This is a genomic window from Luteimonas saliphila, assembly GCF_016774335.1.
Classification (GTDB): Bacteria; Pseudomonadota; Gammaproteobacteria; order Xanthomonadales; family Xanthomonadaceae; genus Luteimonas; species Luteimonas saliphila.
In genome coordinates, this window is record NZ_JAETWA010000010.1 from 137,988 (window position 1) to 152,658 (window position 14,671).

Sequence of the window (14,671 nt, forward strand, 5' to 3'; positions counted from 1 at the left end):
CATGGACAGCCCCGGCCACCGTGGCTATGATGCGGCGATCCATCTTTCAATCGGGATGGAAAGATGAAGTTGCGGCGGAAACCAGTGCCGCGCGGACGCCCGGCATGACCCTGACCCAACTGCGCTACCTCGTCGCGATCGCCGACTCCGGGCTCAACATCACGCTCGCCGCCGAGCGCGTGCACGCCACCCAGCCGGGACTGTCCAAGCAGCTCAAGCAGCTCGAGGACGAGCTCGGTTTCCAGCTGTTCGTGCGCAGGGGCCGCAGCCTCGAAGGCATCGCCCCGGCCGGCGAGCGCGTGATCGAACACGCCCGCCGGATCCTGGCCGAGGCCGCCAACATCCGCAGCTACGCGGCCAACGAGCGCGGCGAGTACAGCGGCCGCCTGCTGCTGGCCACCACCCACACCCAGGCGCGCTACGTGCTGCCGCCGGTGATCGCCGCGATCCGGCGCGAGTTTCCGCGGGTCGACGTCGACCTGCAGGCCGCCAGCGACGCCGAGGTGCTGCAACTGCTGCACGATGGCGCCGACCTGGCGCTGATCAGTACCGCCGGTTCCACGCCGGGCGGCGGCCTCGCGGTGCCGCTGTACGGCTGGCGCCGGGTGCTGCTGGTGCCGGCCACGCATCCGCTGGCCGCGCTGCAGCGCGCACCGACCCTGGCGGAACTGGCGCAACACCCGTTGATCAGCTACGAATCCTCGACCCGCGCCGATTCGTCGATGCGCCGCGCCTTCGCCGCCGCCGGGGTCGAACCGCAGATCGCGATGACCGCGCGCGACGCCAACCTGATCAAGACCTACGTGCGCGCCGGACTCGGCGCCGGGTTGCTGGCGGAAATGGCGGTCGGCCCGCGCGAGGATGAAGACCTGCGGATCCTGCCGGCGCCGGCGCAGATCCCGGACTGCATCACCTGGGCGGTGGTGCCGCGCGGACGGGTGCTGCGCGAGTACGCGCTGGCGCTGCTGCATGGCGTGGCCCCGCAACTCGATCGCCGCGACCTGCGGCGTGTGCTCGAGGGCAACCTCGACGCCAACTGGCCCGCGCCGCCGAGCTGGCAGGAACTGAGCCAGTCGATCACGGTGTGACGGCCGGCGCGATCGCGCCGGCGGCCCGATGTCAGTCGCTCACCGCCGAGATGTACGCGCCGGTGCCGACGATCTGGAAGGTGTCGTTGTCGACCCGCCGCACCGGACTGCCGTCGTCGAGCGTGTAGACCAGGCGCGCCGCGCCGTGATCCTCGTGTTCCTCGCCCTGCTGCGGGGATTCCACGCGCTGGATCACCTTGTGGCGGTTGCCGGACTCGTCCTGGGCATAGAGGATCTGGGTCATGCGGGACCTCCGTGGGAAGCTGGCGCCACGCTAGCGCCGCATCGGAAGGGTGGCGTGAAAAAAGCACGACCGCGGCGTTAACGCACGCGTCGAGTCGCGGGCTCACGGTTCGCGCGAAGGCGCGCGCCAGCGTGGTCCGGGGAGCGGCGTGCCCTCCGGCGGTGGGCCCCGGTGGCAATACACCCAGGCGTCGACTCCGTGCTCGGGTACGGCGACGACCCGGCGCACGTAATCCGAATCCGCTTCGTTTGCCGGGTCGCAGGCTTCGTACAGGTCGAGCTCGGCAAGCAGTCCGGGATCGACGATACGGTGCACTTCGCCTTCCACCCGCCCCTCGCCGGGGACCAGGGTGGGGTAGCCGCCGAGATCGTGCAGTCGGCCCATCACGCAGGCGTCGCCGACATAGGCGGCGCGCGTGGACAACCCGAAACGCGCATGCGCGTGTTCGCCGCGCATCAGCGTGCCGTAGAGGAACAGGTGTTCGACGGTGGCGGCATCGACGGGAATGCGCATCCTGGCGTTCCGGGTCGCGGATGACGTGGATGTTCGCATGCGCCGGAGGCGAACCATGCGACCGGCGTGGCGCCCGCGCGAGCCGCTTCGCCTTCACGCCTTCCACGCGCGCGGCGTGTCCACACTGCGGGCCTTCCACGTGCACGGAGCGACCCCATGGCGACACGCAAGCAGGAAATCGAGCATCTCGCGAAACTGATGAACAAGATCGACATCGCCATGCTGACCACCATCGGCAAGGGCGGGCACCTGGTCAGCCGTCCGCTCTCGACCCAGTGCGCGACCTTCGACGGCGAGCGCGTGTGGTTCATGAGCGAGGCCGACACCCCCAAGGTCGGCGAGATCCGCCGGCACCCGAAGGTCAACGTCGCCTACTCGTCCAAGGACGCGAATACCTATCTCTCGATCGCCGGCGAGGCGCGCGCGGTGCGCGACCAGGCGCTGATCGACCGGTTCTGGAACGATGCCATGAAGGCGTTCTTTCCGAATGGCAAGGACGATCCGAACGTGATCCTGATCGAGGTCGCGGTCGACACCATCGAGTACTGGGACGGCCCCGGCAGCTGGCTGGGCAAGGCGCTGACCTTCGCGGTCGCGCGGGTCACCGGCAAGGAAGAGGTGATGGGCGAGAACCGGATCGTCGACCTGCGCAAGCGCACCAGCCGCAAGCCGCCGTCGAGCGAGGGCGCGCCGAAGAAGCGCGCCACCAAGCGATCGTCGACGCGGTCGACGGCCACCGGAACCGCGAAGAAGGCGGGCGCGAAGAAAGCGGCGACGGCGCGTTCCGGCAAGACCGCGCCGGCGAAGAAGGCGGCCACCGGGAATGCGACAGGCGCGAAGAAGAAGATGGCAGCCGCGAAGAAGGGGGTATCCGCGAAGTCCGCTTCGAAGCGGGCGTCGAAGCCGGCGAAGAAGGCCGCTTCCTCCCGACGCTGATCGTGGCCCGCAGGGGAAGCCGCCTAGCGTCCCCTGTCGCGCGGGGCGGCGACCAGACGGTGGCGCCCGGGCGGCGCAGGCTACTTCCGCAACCGCCCGTGGGCGCCGAACTCAGGCGCCGTGTCGCTCGCGGATCGCCTGCAGGCGTTCGCGGTAATACAGCGCGTCCGCGGGTTCGATGTCGCCTTGTGCCGACAGCCAGTCGCCGGCTTCGCGCAGCACTTGGGCCGCATCGCCGCCGCCCGATTCGAGCGCGGTGTCCACGCGGTCCAGCTGTACCAGTACCTCGTCGCGGCTCGTCTTCGCCATCGCCTTGCCCTGCCTCGTTTCCGGGCCCCAAGCTGCCGCGCACGGCGTGACAGCCGCGTCGTCGACGGGACGCACGGCTCAGGGCGTCGGCGCCGGGCCCCTGCCCGCGGACGAGGCGTCCGCCACGCGGTGGTACACCGCATCGCGGAACACCTTGTGCAGGTCGGTGCCGCCGGGCGGGACGTACTGCGTGAACAGGACGGCGACGATCCCGTGCTTCGGGTCGACCCAGAACAGGGTGTTGGCATAGCCGTCCCAGAAGAACTCGCCGACCGCGCCCGAGGCCTCGTCCTCGTGGGCCGGGGGCGAGTGGCGCACGGCGAAGTCGATGCCGAAGCCGACCTGGCCCTTGCCGGGCAGCCAGGAGCGGTCGGTCACGTCGGCAGCCAGCGCATCGGTCGCCATCAGCGCCACCGTGTCCGCGGCGAGCACGCGCGCGCCGTCGAGGCTGCCGCCTTCGACGAGCATCCGTCCGAAGCGCATGTAGTCGTCCAGGGTCGATACCAGGCCGAAGCCGCCGGGCGCATCCATGGTCCATTCGCGATAGGCGTTGGCGAGCGCGGCGTCGTCGGGCAGCCGCTCGAAGCCGTCGCCGGCGATCTCGTACACGGCGGCCATGCGTGCGCGCCGATCCGGCGGCACGTGGTAGGCGGTTTCGCGCATCTGCAACGGCTCGAGCACGCGCTCGCGTACCAGTTGCGCGAACGGCTTGCCGGCCAGCACCTCGGCCAGCCGCGCCTGCACGTCCACCGAGATCCCGTACAGCCAGCGGGAGCCGGGCTGGTAGGCGAGCGGTACTTTCGCAAGCCGCCTCGACATTTCCTCCAGGCTGATCTCGCGCGTGTCGATCTGCGCGTCGCGGTACAGCTGCGCCGGCCTGTCCTGCTCGAACGCGGCCGGGAATCCCGCGGTATGGCGCAGGATGTCGCGTACCAGGATCGGCCGCTGCGGCGCGACCAGGACCGGCTTGCCATCGGCGTCGTCGCCTGCGTACACCCGCACGTCGGCGTACTCGGGCAGGTAGGTCGCCAGCGGTTCGTCGAGCTGGAACTTTCCTTCCTCGTACAGCGACATCAGCACCACGCCGGTGACCGGCTTGGTCATCGAATAGACCTGGGCCAGCGTGTCGCGCGCCATCGGCCGACCGGCTTCGCGGTCGGCCATGCCGAACGCGCCGAAGTAGGCTTCGCGTCCTCGTTCGTAGACCAGGGCGGACACGCCGACCGCGGAACCTTCCCGCACGAAGTCCTCCAGCACCGAATCGATGTGCGCCGCGTCCACCAGCGCCGGTTGCGGTTCGGGCGCGGAAGGCGTCGGTCCGGACGGCGCGGTCGTCGGCGTGGGCTGGCATGCGGTCAGCAGCAGGCCGAGTGCGGCCGCGAGACAAGCCTTCATGCAGGAACTCCGTCAGCGAGGGGGTGGAAGCGGCGCGGGGCCGGCCGCGCGCAAGTATGCCCGTGCCCGCGCGACGCATCCCGCTGCGGCGCAGCGCCGCGACCCGGGGCGATGGATGCATCGGCAACCAATGCACGAGGCGCGCACCGCGGCGCGCATTGCGGGAAGGCGCGGCGGCGGAAACAATGGGACGTCGGCGCGCAACGCCGTCTCGTATCCGGGGAGAAGGCATGGGCGGTGGCGCGAGGGTTTGCGAACGCGGCGATCGGGAGCCGTGAGCGGGTCACGCAGGCTCGGCGTCGCGCTGTGCGGGCTGGGCAACCTGAGCGAGCACCAGATCGCGCCGGCCCTGCAGAAGACCAGGCACTGCCGCCTGACGGGCCTGGTCAGCGGTACGCCCGCGAGCGTAGCGCGGTTCCAGGCCAGGTACGGCGTGCCGGATCGCAGCGTCTACCACTACGGCGACATGCACCGCATGGCAGAGGATCCTGCCATCGACATCGTCTACGTGGTCACGCCCAACGCCCTGCATGCCGACCATGCGATCGCCGCCGCGCAGGCCGGCAAGCACGTGTTCTGCGAGAAGCCGCTGGAGGTGTCGGTCGAACGCTGCCGGCGGATGATCGATGCCTGCCGCGACGCCGGCCGCCAGCTCGGCACCGCATACCGCTGCCGGTACGATCCGCACCACCTCGAGGGCATCCGCCTCGTGCGCGAGCGCGTATTCGGCGCACCGATGGTGGTGCAGGCCGGATTCTCGATCGACGTCGGCCACGCCGACCAGTGGCGGCTGCGGCATGCGCTGGCCGGTGGCGGCGCGCTGATGGACGTGGGCATCTACGCGCTGCAGGCCACGCGCTACCTGACCGGCGAGGAGCCGGTCGAGGTCAGCGCGATGGAAACGAAGACCGATCCTGTGAAGTTCGCCGAAGTCGACGAAACCATGGCCTGGACCGCGCGCTTCCCGAGCGGAGTGCTCGCACATTGCAGCACCAGCTACCGCGGCGCCGGCCTCCAGGGACTGCGGGTCAACGCCGAGCGCGGCTGGTTCGAGCTCGACCCCGCATTCTTCTACGAAGGCAACCACGGCCGCCGCAGCGATGGCGTCGAGATCCGCTATCCGCCCATCGACCTGTTCGCCGCCGAGCTGGACGACTTCGCGATCGGAATCCTCGAAGGACGACCGGCCCGCGTGCCGGGCGAGGAAGGTCTGCGCGACGTCCGCATCCTGCAGGCGATCTACGCGTCGGCGCGCAGCGGCAGGACGGTCCGCCTCGACGGGTGAACGCGCGCGGCCGCCCGGTCAGTGCGCGGCCGCGGGCAGCGCCCGGCCGCTCGCCACCTCGTCCGACGAAAGCACCACCTGGTTGCGCCCGCGCAGCTTCGCCGCATACAGGGCGTGGTCGGCCCTGAGCACGAGTTTCTGTACCCGGGTGCCGTGTTCGGGGAATCCGGCGACGCCGATCGAGAGCGTGGTCCGCATCGAGCGCTCGTCCACTTCGACCCGCATCGACTCGAAGGTCGCGCGCAGGTCCTCGGCCAGCGCCTCGGCCTCTGCCAGCGCGGTGCCGGGCAGCATCAGCAGGAACTCCTCGCCGCCATAGCGGCAGGCGATCAGGCCATCGTCGCGCACGCGCTCGCGCAGCAGGTCGGCCAGCCGCCGGATCATCTCGTCGCCGGCCGGATGGCCGTAGGTGTCGTTGATCCGCTTGAAATGGTCGATGTCGATCAGCACCAGGGTCAGCGGCATTCCGGCCGCGTTGCAGGCGGCGAGTTCGCGCTCCAGCGCCTCGTCGAGGAAACGCCGGTTGTGCAGGCCGGTGAGCGGGTCGCGCTGCGCCTGTTCCTGCAGTTGCGTCTGCAGCTTGGTGATCTCCGCCAGCTGCTCGCCCAGCTGGCGCCGGCTTTCGCGCAGCGAGACGCCGCGGCGATAGGCGTCGTTGGCGAAGAACAGCAGGTAGGACGTGAGCAGCGCGATGCACAGCAGGCTGGTGTGCAGCTCGGTGTGGGGCCGGAAGGAAAGGCCCTGGACCAGCGCCACCGCGGCCATACCGGAGCCGACCGCGGCCATCCCCTTCCACAGCCCGGGCATGCCCATGAAGATCACCACGTTCACGCACACGCCGACGAACAGCACGAACGAGATCCACAGCGGCATGCCCCAGACGGCGATCCACGCCCCGAGCAGCACGCCGTCGATCAGCAGGTTCTGCATCTCCGCGCGCAGCGAGTCGTGCGCGCGCGCCGCGCGCCAGTACGCCAGTTGCGGATACGCCAGCAACTGCAGCACCAGCAGCGTCCACATCACCGGGCCGGCCTGCAGGTAGGCCAGGTGGGTGGCGAGCACCACGAACGCGAGCGCGAAGAACAGCGACCGGTAGCGCCGGTTCAGCGTGGCCACCCAGTGGATCTTGCCAGCCTGCACCGCCTTCCCCTGTCCGACGTCGTTCGACCAGCGAAACGCCCGGGTGTTCCGGGCGGACCGGTATTGTAGCGACGGCCCCCGCCGGTCCGGTGCATCCGATGGGCGATGCCGATGTCCCTTCGCTACGGTGTTCGTCGGGCGGCACGTGGCTCCGGCGCCGGGACGCCGGCGGGCCAGGTGCTGTGCGCCGGGGCATCCCGGCGGCGCGCCGGCGTGCGAGGCGACTCCAACCCCGCGCGAGGCGATGGCGTGAGAACGGGTGCGGCAAGGCCGTCGACGCCTGCGGGCCGCTATCGCGCCGAACCGGCAGGGCGCTCAGCCCCGCAGGCGCCTGGCATTGGCGCGGACCCGCCGCTGGACCGGCGCCATCCCCCGCGCGGCGATCCGCTCCAGCCCCGACTGCAGCGTCTGCGCCTGCCGCGCGGGCGACGGCGCGCCCCTCATCCACGACAGGGCGAGCCGGGTCTGCAGGTGCCAGGCTTCGGTCCACATCGCGACCCAGGATTCGGCGAAGGCGATCTGCTTCTCCACGACCATGCCGTTGAATTCGCGCCGATCGCGAGCCGACGGCGACGCACCGGCAAGCGCCATCCGCGTCAGGCGCGTCGACGCGACCCGTTGTGCGTCGGTGGCCATTTCGGTCAGGCGCATGCCGGTCGAAAGTGCGCGCATGCCGCGCTTGCGGGAACGGGCCATGGGGTCGATCAAAGGGGAGGCAGCTACAGCATCCCAGCGCGCACGCGAGGACCGCGCGAAGGCGCCCGGCCCGGCGGCGCGGGTACCATGCCGGCATGAAGACACTCGTCGCCCTGCTCGTCCTCTGCATCGCGTCGTGGGTGGCGCCGGACGCCCGCGCCCAGGGACAGTTCCGGGTGCTGGTGGTGGCCGTACCCAACCGCTACCACCACGACTACGCCGTGGTCGCGCAGCCGCGGTTCGAGCAGATGGCACGCCAGCATGGTTTCGACCTGGACTGGGCCTGGAACACGGCGCACTTCGAGGGCGACCTGTCGCCGTATGCGGCGATCGTGCTGCTCAACACACCGGGGGACGAACTCGCGCCTGCACAGCGCGATACGTTGGAGCGCTACGTGCGCGCCGGGGGCGGCGTGGTCGCGGTGCACCGCGCGCTGATCTTCAACCCGCCCGGCGACTGGCCCTGGTTCGAGCGGCTGATCGGCCGCGCCTTCCGCATCCATCCGATGGTGCAGACCGCCGCCGTACGGATCGAGGACCCCGGTTTCCCCGCCACCTTCGCACTGCCGCGCCGCTGGATCTGGAGCGACGAGTGGTACGAGTTCGGGCCGCCGCTGGTCGAGGGCCTGCGCACCGTGCTGTCGGTGGACGAGACCAGCTACGACCCGACGCGCATCTGGCCGGGGCAGGTCGCGCACGGCATGGGCGACGCGCATCCAGTGGCCTGGTACCACGGCTACGATGGCGGACGCGTGTTCGCCACCGCGCTCGGGCATCCGCCGGCGGCCTACGACGACGCCACCTACCTGCAGCACCTCTACGGCGGCATCTGGTGGGCGGCGACGGGCCGCGGGGTCATCGCGCCGGCGCGGGACTGATCTCCGCGACGCCATTGGCGGCCTGCGCCTGGCGAGCGCGCACCCAGCGCATCTGCTCGCGGAAGGTGGCGGTCCAGTAGCGGTCGCGGTGCGCGGCGAGGAAGGCGAGCAACTGCTCGTGCGCCTGGTTGCCGATCGACAGGTGGTCGCCGCCGATGCCGTGGAAGGTGAAGTTGATCATCGTGCCCAGGCGCCCGGCCTCCTCGACCAGTGCGATCAGTTCGGCGCCGGACATGTCCACCGGCACCGTCACCGGCACCGCCGCGCGGTCGAGCGCCAGCATGTCGGGGATCGCGGCACCGCCGACCAGCTTGATGCCGAGGAACAGCGGCGCGATCGCCTCGATGTAGTTGCCGTCGCTGGCACGCTGGTCGCCGCAGGGGGCGGTGTAGGTGAACTCGGTGCTGCCGTCGATCGCGTGCAGCATGGTGTTGGCCAGTTCGACCTGCGCGCGCATCTGCGCCACGCTGGTGGCGTCCAGATCCTGCTCCGGTTGCACCCACTCGCGGCCCGGTCCCTGCGCCGAGCACTGGTGGAACAGACTGTGGTTGCCCAACTCGTGGCCGTTGCGCGCGGCGGCGCGCCAGTCCTCCAGGCGCTCGCGCACCGTCTGCGCGCCGAGGATCAGATAGAACGTGCCCTTCAGGCCGTGGCGGTCGAGCGCGGGGATCGCGTTGTCCAGCTGCGACGGCACCGCGTCGTCGTACGACAGGCTCACCGCCGCGCGCTGCCCGCCCGGCCAGGCGAACGCCGGTGCCTGCGCCATGGTGGCGCCGCAGGTCAACGCCCATGCCATTCCGACTGCGGCCAGCTGAACGCGAAGTCGCATGCGGTTCCCCTCCTGCCGTGGCCGAAGCGCCCATGGTGCCGCAGATGACCGCTCCCGTGCACGCAAGGGCCGGGCGTCGGCCCGGGCGCTGTCACCAACTGTTCCCGAATCGGCAACACGATCTTGACGGTGCGCGTCCTACGCTGCGCGCCCGGAACGCGAACAGACGGCCAGGTGCCCGGTGATCGAAGGCAGGATCCGAATCGAAGTACAGCGCGACGTCGACGGCGGCTGGTCGGTGACCCGAAACCGCATCGTCGACGGCTGCTTCAGCGACATCGCCGCGGCCAACGACTACGCCAGCGCCTGCGCCCATCGTGCCCGGCGCGCGGGTATCGCGGTCGAACTGCGCACCGCCCCTGCGGAGACTGTGCCGCATCTGGCGGCTTAGTGCGCTGGCCGGCACCTGCGGTCAGCCTGCGTCGAACAGCGCCCTGGGCGTGCCCGGCCGTCGCGCGGTCGGGAACCCGGTGACGATCGCCGCCGCCGCCAGTCCCACCAGCAGCGAACCGATGTACATCCACGCGTAGCTGCCATAGCGGTCGAACAGCCAGCCTCCGACCAGCGGCCCCAGCGCCATCCCGAGCCCCGACAGCAGCGTCATCGCCCCGATCACGCCGCCGAGGATGCGCGGCGGGAACGCCTCGCGCGCGAGCGAGGCGTACAGCGGCATGGTGCCGCCGTAGGCCAGGCCGAACACGAAGGCGACCACGTAGAAGCCGTCGAGCTGGCTGACCGCGAGATAGGACACCGCGGCTGCCGCCTGCACGCACAGCCCCGCCACCAGGACCGGCTTGGCGCCGTAGCGGTCGCCGAGCGCGCCGAACAGCAGCCGCCCGCCGAGTCCGGCCGCGCCTTCCATGCTGTAGATCGTCACCGCGGTGGTCACCGACAGGCCGCAGCCCACCGCGTAGCTGACGGTGTGGAAGATCGGCCCCGAGTGCGCCGCGCAACAGGCGAAAAAGGCCAGTCCCAGCACGATGAACGGTTTCGAGCGCAGCGCCTGCGCCGTCGTCATGTCATCCGCGGATGCATCCGGACCCACGAGCGGTTGCGCCGCGGCAGGCAGCGCGCGCACGAACCAGGTCGCCGGCAGGGTGAGCGCCCACGCCAGCACGCCGACGATCAGCAGCGTCTCGCGCCAGTCGTAGTGCGCGAGCAGCCAGGCCACCAGTGGCGACATCGTCAGCGGCGCGACGCCCACCCCCGCCGATACCAGCGATACCGCCAGGTTGCGCCTGCGTTCGAACGCCGCCGCCGTCGCCGCCATCACCGGCGCGAAGAAGCTCGCCACCGCCACGCCCAGCAACACGCCGAACGCCAGCTGGAACTGCAGCAGCGTCGTCGCGCGGCTGGCCAACACCAGAGACAGTCCGAGCAGGAGCGCGCCGGCCAGCACCACCACCCGCGGCCCGACGCGATCGCTCAGCATGCCCCAACCGAAACCCGCTAAGCCGCTGACGAGGAACGCCAGCGTCATCGCCATCGACAGCCCCGTGCGCGACCAGCCCGTCGCCGCACTCATCGGCTGCAGCAGCACCGCGAGCGAGAATAGCGCGCCGATGCCCACGCAGCCGAGCAGCGCGCCGGCGGCGACCAGCGGCCAGTTGCGGTCGAGGACGGCTGTGGCGTGCGTGGTGGGCGTGGGCATGGCGGGGCGTTCGGGTGGGATTCCGGACACGACGGGCGGGCGGGACGCATTTCGACAGGCCGCGCCGGGGGGGGCGGCACCGGGGTCGGCCCGGTTCTCCATGGATGTCCTGTGCCCGGATGCGTGCCGGCACAGTCGTTTCCGACCCCGGCTTGCGCCATGTCCGCGAGCAGCGGAGCCCATTCGGTCCGCCGGCCACCGCCTATACTCGGCCCGGTGCGCGACCGCCCGGGAACCGGCGTGCGCCCGCGACCCTCCGTCGCGGCCGGAATGGATTCCCGCCATCGACAAAAGGATTTGCACATGAAGCATGCACGCGTGCTCTGCGCGGCGGTGCTCGCCATCCTCGCCACCACTTCGTACGCCGCCGGAACGCAGGACGCCAGCGCGCCCTGCGAACGCAACTTCACCGTCGACGGCTCCTTCGGCAGCGGCCGCGTCTATGCCACCGACGCCGACGTGCCGGGCGTGGCCTACCTGCCGGCGCTGTACCGGGTCCGCGACAGCATCCAGGCGCAGGGCCTGGACATCGTCGCGGTGCAGGAGAAGAACGGCTACATCCGCGCCGCCAACCCGGTGAAGGGCGGCGAGGGCGGTACCGCCAACGCACCGCTGCGCGTGCGCGTCACGCCGCTGGAGACCGGCGGCGTCAACGTGTCCCTGAATTTCACCATTGCCGGCGGCCAGATGACCCGCAAGAAGGCGGTGATGGAAAACATGTGCAAGATCGTGGCCGCGGCCGCGGCCGCGGGGTGATGCGGGACGGGGGGCGGCGTCGCTTCCTGGCCGGACGGGTTCCTGGCGTGTCGTCCCCGCGGAAGCGACGCTGACCGCACCGGTAACGGCGTGCGGGGGTTTTCCCTCGCGTTCACGACGGTCCGGGTAGCGTTCGTCCGCATTCCCGATCGTGGAGCGTCCCCATGCGATTCGCACGCCGCACCCGTTCTCTCGCGTCCCTGGCCGTGGCGCTGGGCCTGCTGCTGCCTGCCGCCACCGCGTTCGCCGATCCGCCGCCGCATGCGCGCGGCAAGGGTCCGCCGGCCCATGCCGGCGGCCCGCACCATGCCAAGGCGCCGCCGCCGGGCTGGGTGAAGCAGGCTTGGCGCAAGGGCGACCGCCTGCCGCTGGCCGAGCTGGACGGCTACTGGATCGACGATTACGCCCACGACCGCCTCAGGCCGCCGCCGCGCGGCCACCGCTGGGTGCGCCAGGACGACGGCCGCTATCTGCTGGTGGCCATCGCCACGGGGTTGATCGTCGACGTCCTGCTGCGTTGACCGGGCGGGATCGCGGGGAGGTTGCCGCTACGCCCTCGCGCATTCGTGCGATCCGGGCAGTAGCGTTCGGGCGTGATTCGAGGAAAAGTTGCTCGCCCGCCAGCCCCGCGTGACGCGACCCCGTGCCACCGATCCACGACATCGACTACGACGATGCGGTTGCGCGCCTGCTGCGCGACAGCGGCCTGCCCACCGCAGACCTGCCCGACGTCCGCGTGCGCTTCCTTGGCGCATTCGATGAAGCGCGGCTGCTGGGATGCGTCGCCCTCGAGGAATGCGGCGGCGACGCGCTGCTGCGTTCGCTCGCCGTGACACCGTCTGCCCGCGGCGCGGGCCTCGGCGCCGCGCTGCTGGCCGCGGCCGAACGATCCGCGAGCGCGCAGTCCCGTTCGGTGCTCTACCTGCTCACCACCGATGCCGCGGCGTTCTTCTCGGCGCATGGTTATGCGAGCGCCGATCGTCACCGGGCGCCGCCCGGGATCGCCGCCACCGCGCAGTTCTCGGGATTGTGCCCGGCCTCGTCGCACTTCATGCGCAAGCTGCTGTCGGCGGGCGACGCCGATACTGCCCGGTGAGCGCGAAGCTTTGTCCCTGCGTAGCCCATCGCGGCTATCGCCCCCGCGCGCGCAACCACGCCAGTGCGCCCGCCTGCATGCCCTTGAACTTGGGGTCGTCGGCGAGCGCTGCCACCAGCAACCGTTGCGGTTGCAGGCGCCGCTTCAGTGCGTGGTAGAGCTGGGAACGCGTCTGCGACGATTCGGCCAGGTAAAGTCCCGGCGCCAGCGGCACCAGGTTCGGCGGTGGATCCGGGTGCGGCGATTCCCGCGTCTCGACGTAAACCAGATAGAGCGTGCCGGTGTCTGCCATCGGTCGCCACTATCGCGCGGCAGCGACCACGGGCATGTGAATCGCGGGCCTGGGTGCGGTACCGGGGCGATGCTCCACAGCGCAGCTTCATGACCGCCGTGTCCGCCGTCCTGTGCTCCACGCGCATCCCGCGGCGAAGATTCGCCCCGTAGGAGCGGCTTCAGGCGCGACCGTCATCGCGCCCCGGCAATCCGCTCGCGCGAACGGCCTCGTCGATCCTTCGCGCAGGTCAGGATCGACGCCACGTCCGTCCCGCGGAATGTCCATGCAACCGCGCCTGCGCGGGGGACTACGGTGATCAGCGCTCGCCCCGTGCCCAGGGGCCACGCAAGAAACAACGGCCGCAATCGCTGCGGCCGTTCCTCAGACGCTTCCGCAGTCTCCTACTTGCGCAGGAACGCGAGCAGGTCCTGGTTGAGGCGATCCTTGTGCGTGTCGGTAATGCCGTGCGGGCCGCCCGCATACACGATCAGTTCGGCGCCCGTCACCAGCGCCGCCGAGGCCTTGCCCGCCAGGTCGATCGGCACGATCTGGTCGTCGTCGCCATGGATCACCAAGGTCGGCACGTCGAACTTGGCCAGGTCCTCGCGGAAATCGGTGGCAGAGAACGCGGCGATCGAATCGAAGGTGTTCTTGTGCCCGGCCTGCATGCCCTGCACCCAGAACGACTGGATCAACCCGGGATTGGCTGTCGCACCCGGGCGGTTGTAGCCGAAGAACGGGCCCAAGGCGATGTCGAGGTAAAGCTGCGACCGGTTGTCGATCGACCCCTTGCGCAGGCCATCGAACACCTCGAGCGGGAGGCCGCCCGGGTTGTCGTCGGTGCGCAGCATCAGCGGCGGCACCGCCGACACCAGCACCGCCTTCTTCACCCGCGTCGTGCCGTGGCGGCCGATGTAGCGCGCCACTTCGCCGCCGCCGGTGGAGAAGCCGACCAGGGTCGCGTCGCGCAGGTCCAGCGCTTCGATCACCGCCGCCAGGTCGTCGGCGTAGTGATCCATGTCGTTGCCGTCCCAGGGCTGGCTGGAGCGGCCGTGGCCACGGCGGTCGTGCGCGACCACGCGGAAGCCCTGTTCGGCGAGGAACAGCATCTGCGCTTCCCAGCTGTCCGAGCTCAGCGGCCAGCCATGGCTGAAGGTGACGACTGGGCCGTCCTTGGGGCCCCAGTCCTTGTAGTACAACTGCACGCCGTCGGGCGTGGTGACGGTGCTGGCGGTGCGATCGGTGTAGAGGCGGTTGCTGGCGTTCATGGCGAGTCTCCTGGTTGGGGGAGGGCGTGGAAGGCGCCTGCTCCGGTGACGCCTACTCTGGGCGTCCGGGGCTGCCTCCCGGCGACAGCGAGTCCTGAAAACTTGACCGGCCGTATCGCGATGTCCGTGGAGGACCGACGGGGAGACACGGCCGTCGATCGAAAGCCGCCCCGGCAGGAGCGCCTTCAGGCGCGACCCGACCCTGTCCGCGCCAGGCGATGCGGGGCGGTCGCGGCTGAAGCCGCTCCTACGAGGCGCATGCGGACGGGAGGAATGCGCGTCCCGCTCGACATGCACGGAATGGCCGACAGGG

18 protein-coding genes are annotated in these 14,671 nt (G+C 70.7%); 8 read left to right on the plus strand and 10 right to left on the minus strand.

The window, feature by feature from the left end; all coding sequences use genetic code 11:
• Positions 1–104 precede the first annotated feature (104 nt).
• On the plus strand, positions 105–1,088 hold the full coding sequence (locus JMO03_RS01605; RefSeq protein WP_202839545.1) for a LysR family transcriptional regulator: 984 nt from the start codon (positions 105–107) through the stop codon (positions 1,086–1,088).
• Between the two features lie 31 nt (positions 1,089–1,119).
• Here the strand turns inward: JMO03_RS01605 and JMO03_RS01610 are convergent, their stop codons facing one another.
• Together JMO03_RS01610 and JMO03_RS01615 are read right to left on the minus strand one after the other, a co-directional pair.
• On the minus strand, positions 1,120–1,332 hold the full coding sequence (locus tag JMO03_RS01610) for a hypothetical protein (protein WP_202839546.1): 213 nt from the start codon (positions 1,330–1,332) through the stop codon (positions 1,120–1,122).
• A 102-nt stretch (positions 1,333–1,434) separates the two neighbouring features.
• Positions 1,435–1,845 carry a gamma-glutamylcyclotransferase family protein gene (locus tag JMO03_RS01615; protein ID WP_202839548.1) on the minus strand — a complete coding sequence of 137 codons (411 nt, stop codon included), beginning with the start codon at positions 1,843–1,845 and terminating at the stop codon, positions 1,435–1,437.
• 156 nt (positions 1,846–2,001) lie between these two features.
• On the opposite strand from JMO03_RS01615, the gene JMO03_RS21580 reads away from it, so the two are divergent.
• Positions 2,002–2,781 (plus strand): pyridoxamine 5'-phosphate oxidase family protein, encoded by a 780-nt coding sequence (locus JMO03_RS21580; protein WP_425491754.1) that lies wholly within the window; start codon positions 2,002–2,004, stop codon positions 2,779–2,781.
• A 111-nt stretch (positions 2,782–2,892) separates the two neighbouring features.
• Here the strand turns inward: JMO03_RS21580 and JMO03_RS01625 are convergent, their stop codons facing one another.
• Both JMO03_RS01625 and JMO03_RS01630 read right to left on the minus strand, forming a co-directional pair.
• Positions 2,893–3,090: a hypothetical protein gene (locus tag JMO03_RS01625; RefSeq protein WP_202839550.1), complete on the minus strand. Its 198-nt coding sequence runs from the start codon at positions 3,088–3,090 to the stop codon at positions 2,893–2,895.
• A gap of 78 nt (positions 3,091–3,168) precedes the next feature.
• Positions 3,169–4,485 (minus strand): serine hydrolase domain-containing protein, encoded by a 1,317-nt coding sequence (locus JMO03_RS01630; RefSeq protein ID WP_202839551.1) that lies wholly within the window; start codon positions 4,483–4,485, stop codon positions 3,169–3,171.
• A 274-nt stretch (positions 4,486–4,759) separates the two neighbouring features.
• Between JMO03_RS01630 and JMO03_RS01635 the strand changes: the two genes are divergently transcribed.
• Positions 4,760–5,770, plus strand: coding sequence for a Gfo/Idh/MocA family oxidoreductase (locus JMO03_RS01635; protein ID WP_202839554.1), 1,011 nt, complete (start codon positions 4,760–4,762; stop codon positions 5,768–5,770).
• An 18-nt stretch (positions 5,771–5,788) separates the two neighbouring features.
• On the opposite strand, the gene JMO03_RS01640 is transcribed toward JMO03_RS01635, so the two are convergent.
• Both JMO03_RS01640 and JMO03_RS01645 read right to left on the minus strand, forming a co-directional pair.
• Positions 5,789–6,910, minus strand: coding sequence for a diguanylate cyclase (locus JMO03_RS01640; protein ID WP_202839557.1), 1,122 nt, complete (start codon positions 6,908–6,910; stop codon positions 5,789–5,791).
• A 315-nt stretch (positions 6,911–7,225) separates the two neighbouring features.
• Positions 7,226–7,561 carry a polyhydroxyalkanoate granule-associated phasin gene (locus tag JMO03_RS01645; RefSeq protein WP_202839558.1) on the minus strand — a complete coding sequence of 112 codons (336 nt, stop codon included), beginning with the start codon at positions 7,559–7,561 and terminating at the stop codon, positions 7,226–7,228.
• Between the two features lie 140 nt (positions 7,562–7,701).
• Here JMO03_RS01645 and JMO03_RS01650 point away from each other — a divergent pair, with 140 nt between their 5' ends.
• Positions 7,702–8,484: a ThuA domain-containing protein gene (locus JMO03_RS01650; RefSeq protein WP_202839559.1), complete on the plus strand. Its 783-nt coding sequence runs from the start codon at positions 7,702–7,704 to the stop codon at positions 8,482–8,484.
• On the opposite strand, the gene JMO03_RS01655 is transcribed toward JMO03_RS01650, so the two are convergent.
• The gene (locus tag JMO03_RS01655; protein ID WP_238345790.1) at positions 8,462–9,313 is read right to left on the minus strand and encodes a polysaccharide deacetylase family protein; all 852 of its coding nucleotides are present in this window, start codon (positions 9,311–9,313) and stop codon (positions 8,462–8,464) included. The two genes, JMO03_RS01650 and JMO03_RS01655, sit on opposite strands and share 23 nt — an antisense overlap.
• A 181-nt stretch (positions 9,314–9,494) precedes the next feature.
• Between JMO03_RS01655 and JMO03_RS01660 the strand changes: the two genes are divergently transcribed.
• Positions 9,495–9,704, plus strand: a complete 210-nt coding sequence (locus JMO03_RS01660; protein ID WP_202839561.1) for a hypothetical protein — start codon at positions 9,495–9,497, stop codon at positions 9,702–9,704.
• 21 nt (positions 9,705–9,725) lie between these two features.
• On the opposite strand, the gene JMO03_RS01665 is transcribed toward JMO03_RS01660, so the two are convergent.
• Positions 9,726–10,964, minus strand: coding sequence for an MFS transporter (locus JMO03_RS01665; RefSeq protein WP_202839563.1), 1,239 nt, complete (start codon positions 10,962–10,964; stop codon positions 9,726–9,728).
• 303 nt (positions 10,965–11,267) lie between these two features.
• Here JMO03_RS01665 and JMO03_RS01670 point away from each other — a divergent pair, with 303 nt between their 5' ends.
• The 3 genes from JMO03_RS01670 (at position 11,268) to arsN2 (ending at position 12,816) form a co-directional block, all read left to right on the plus strand.
• Positions 11,268–11,720 (plus strand): hypothetical protein, encoded by a 453-nt coding sequence (locus tag JMO03_RS01670; RefSeq protein ID WP_202839565.1) that lies wholly within the window; start codon positions 11,268–11,270, stop codon positions 11,718–11,720.
• A gap of 164 nt (positions 11,721–11,884) precedes the next feature.
• Positions 11,885–12,241, plus strand: coding sequence for an RcnB family protein (locus JMO03_RS01675; protein ID WP_202839567.1), 357 nt, complete (start codon positions 11,885–11,887; stop codon positions 12,239–12,241).
• Between the two features lie 122 nt (positions 12,242–12,363).
• Positions 12,364–12,816 (plus strand): arsenic resistance N-acetyltransferase ArsN2, encoded by a 453-nt coding sequence (gene arsN2, locus JMO03_RS01680; RefSeq protein WP_202839569.1) that lies wholly within the window; start codon positions 12,364–12,366, stop codon positions 12,814–12,816.
• Positions 12,817–12,850: 34 nt separating this feature from the next.
• Here the strand turns inward: arsN2 and JMO03_RS01685 are convergent, their stop codons facing one another.
• Positions 12,851–13,108, minus strand: a complete 258-nt coding sequence (locus JMO03_RS01685; RefSeq protein WP_202839571.1) for a hypothetical protein — start codon at positions 13,106–13,108, stop codon at positions 12,851–12,853.
• A gap of 383 nt (positions 13,109–13,491) precedes the next feature.
• Positions 13,492–14,358 carry an alpha/beta fold hydrolase gene (locus JMO03_RS01690; RefSeq protein ID WP_202839573.1) on the minus strand — a complete coding sequence of 289 codons (867 nt, stop codon included), beginning with the start codon at positions 14,356–14,358 and terminating at the stop codon, positions 13,492–13,494.
• Positions 14,359–14,671: the final 313 nt, after the last annotated feature.

Coding starts and splice junctions, on each gene's coding strand:
- JMO03_RS01605 (WP_202839545.1), top strand. CDS start 105: ATGACCCTGACCCAACTGCGCTACCTCGTCGCGATCGCCGACTCCGGG.
- JMO03_RS01610 (WP_202839546.1), bottom strand. CDS start 1,332: ATGACCCAGATCCTCTATGCCCAGGACGAGTCCGGCAACCGCCACAAG.
- JMO03_RS01615 (WP_202839548.1), bottom strand. CDS start 1,845: ATGCGCATTCCCGTCGATGCCGCCACCGTCGAACACCTGTTCCTCTAC.
- JMO03_RS21580 (WP_425491754.1), top strand. CDS start 2,002: ATGGCGACACGCAAGCAGGAAATCGAGCATCTCGCGAAACTGATGAAC.
- JMO03_RS01625 (WP_202839550.1), bottom strand. CDS start 3,090: ATGGCGAAGACGAGCCGCGACGAGGTACTGGTACAGCTGGACCGCGTG.
- JMO03_RS01630 (WP_202839551.1), bottom strand. CDS start 4,485: ATGAAGGCTTGTCTCGCGGCCGCACTCGGCCTGCTGCTGACCGCATGC.
- JMO03_RS01645 (WP_202839558.1), bottom strand. CDS start 7,561: ATGCGCCTGACCGAAATGGCCACCGACGCACAACGGGTCGCGTCGACG.
- JMO03_RS01650 (WP_202839559.1), top strand. CDS start 7,702: ATGAAGACACTCGTCGCCCTGCTCGTCCTCTGCATCGCGTCGTGGGTG.
- JMO03_RS01655 (WP_238345790.1), bottom strand. CDS start 9,313: ATGCGACTTCGCGTTCAGCTGGCCGCAGTCGGAATGGCATGGGCGTTG.
- JMO03_RS01665 (WP_202839563.1), bottom strand. CDS start 10,964: ATGCCCACGCCCACCACGCACGCCACAGCCGTCCTCGACCGCAACTGG.
- JMO03_RS01670 (WP_202839565.1), top strand. CDS start 11,268: ATGAAGCATGCACGCGTGCTCTGCGCGGCGGTGCTCGCCATCCTCGCC.
- JMO03_RS01675 (WP_202839567.1), top strand. CDS start 11,885: ATGCGATTCGCACGCCGCACCCGTTCTCTCGCGTCCCTGGCCGTGGCG.
- JMO03_RS01685 (WP_202839571.1), bottom strand. CDS start 13,108: ATGGCAGACACCGGCACGCTCTATCTGGTTTACGTCGAGACGCGGGAA.
- JMO03_RS01690 (WP_202839573.1), bottom strand. CDS start 14,358: ATGAACGCCAGCAACCGCCTCTACACCGATCGCACCGCCAGCACCGTC.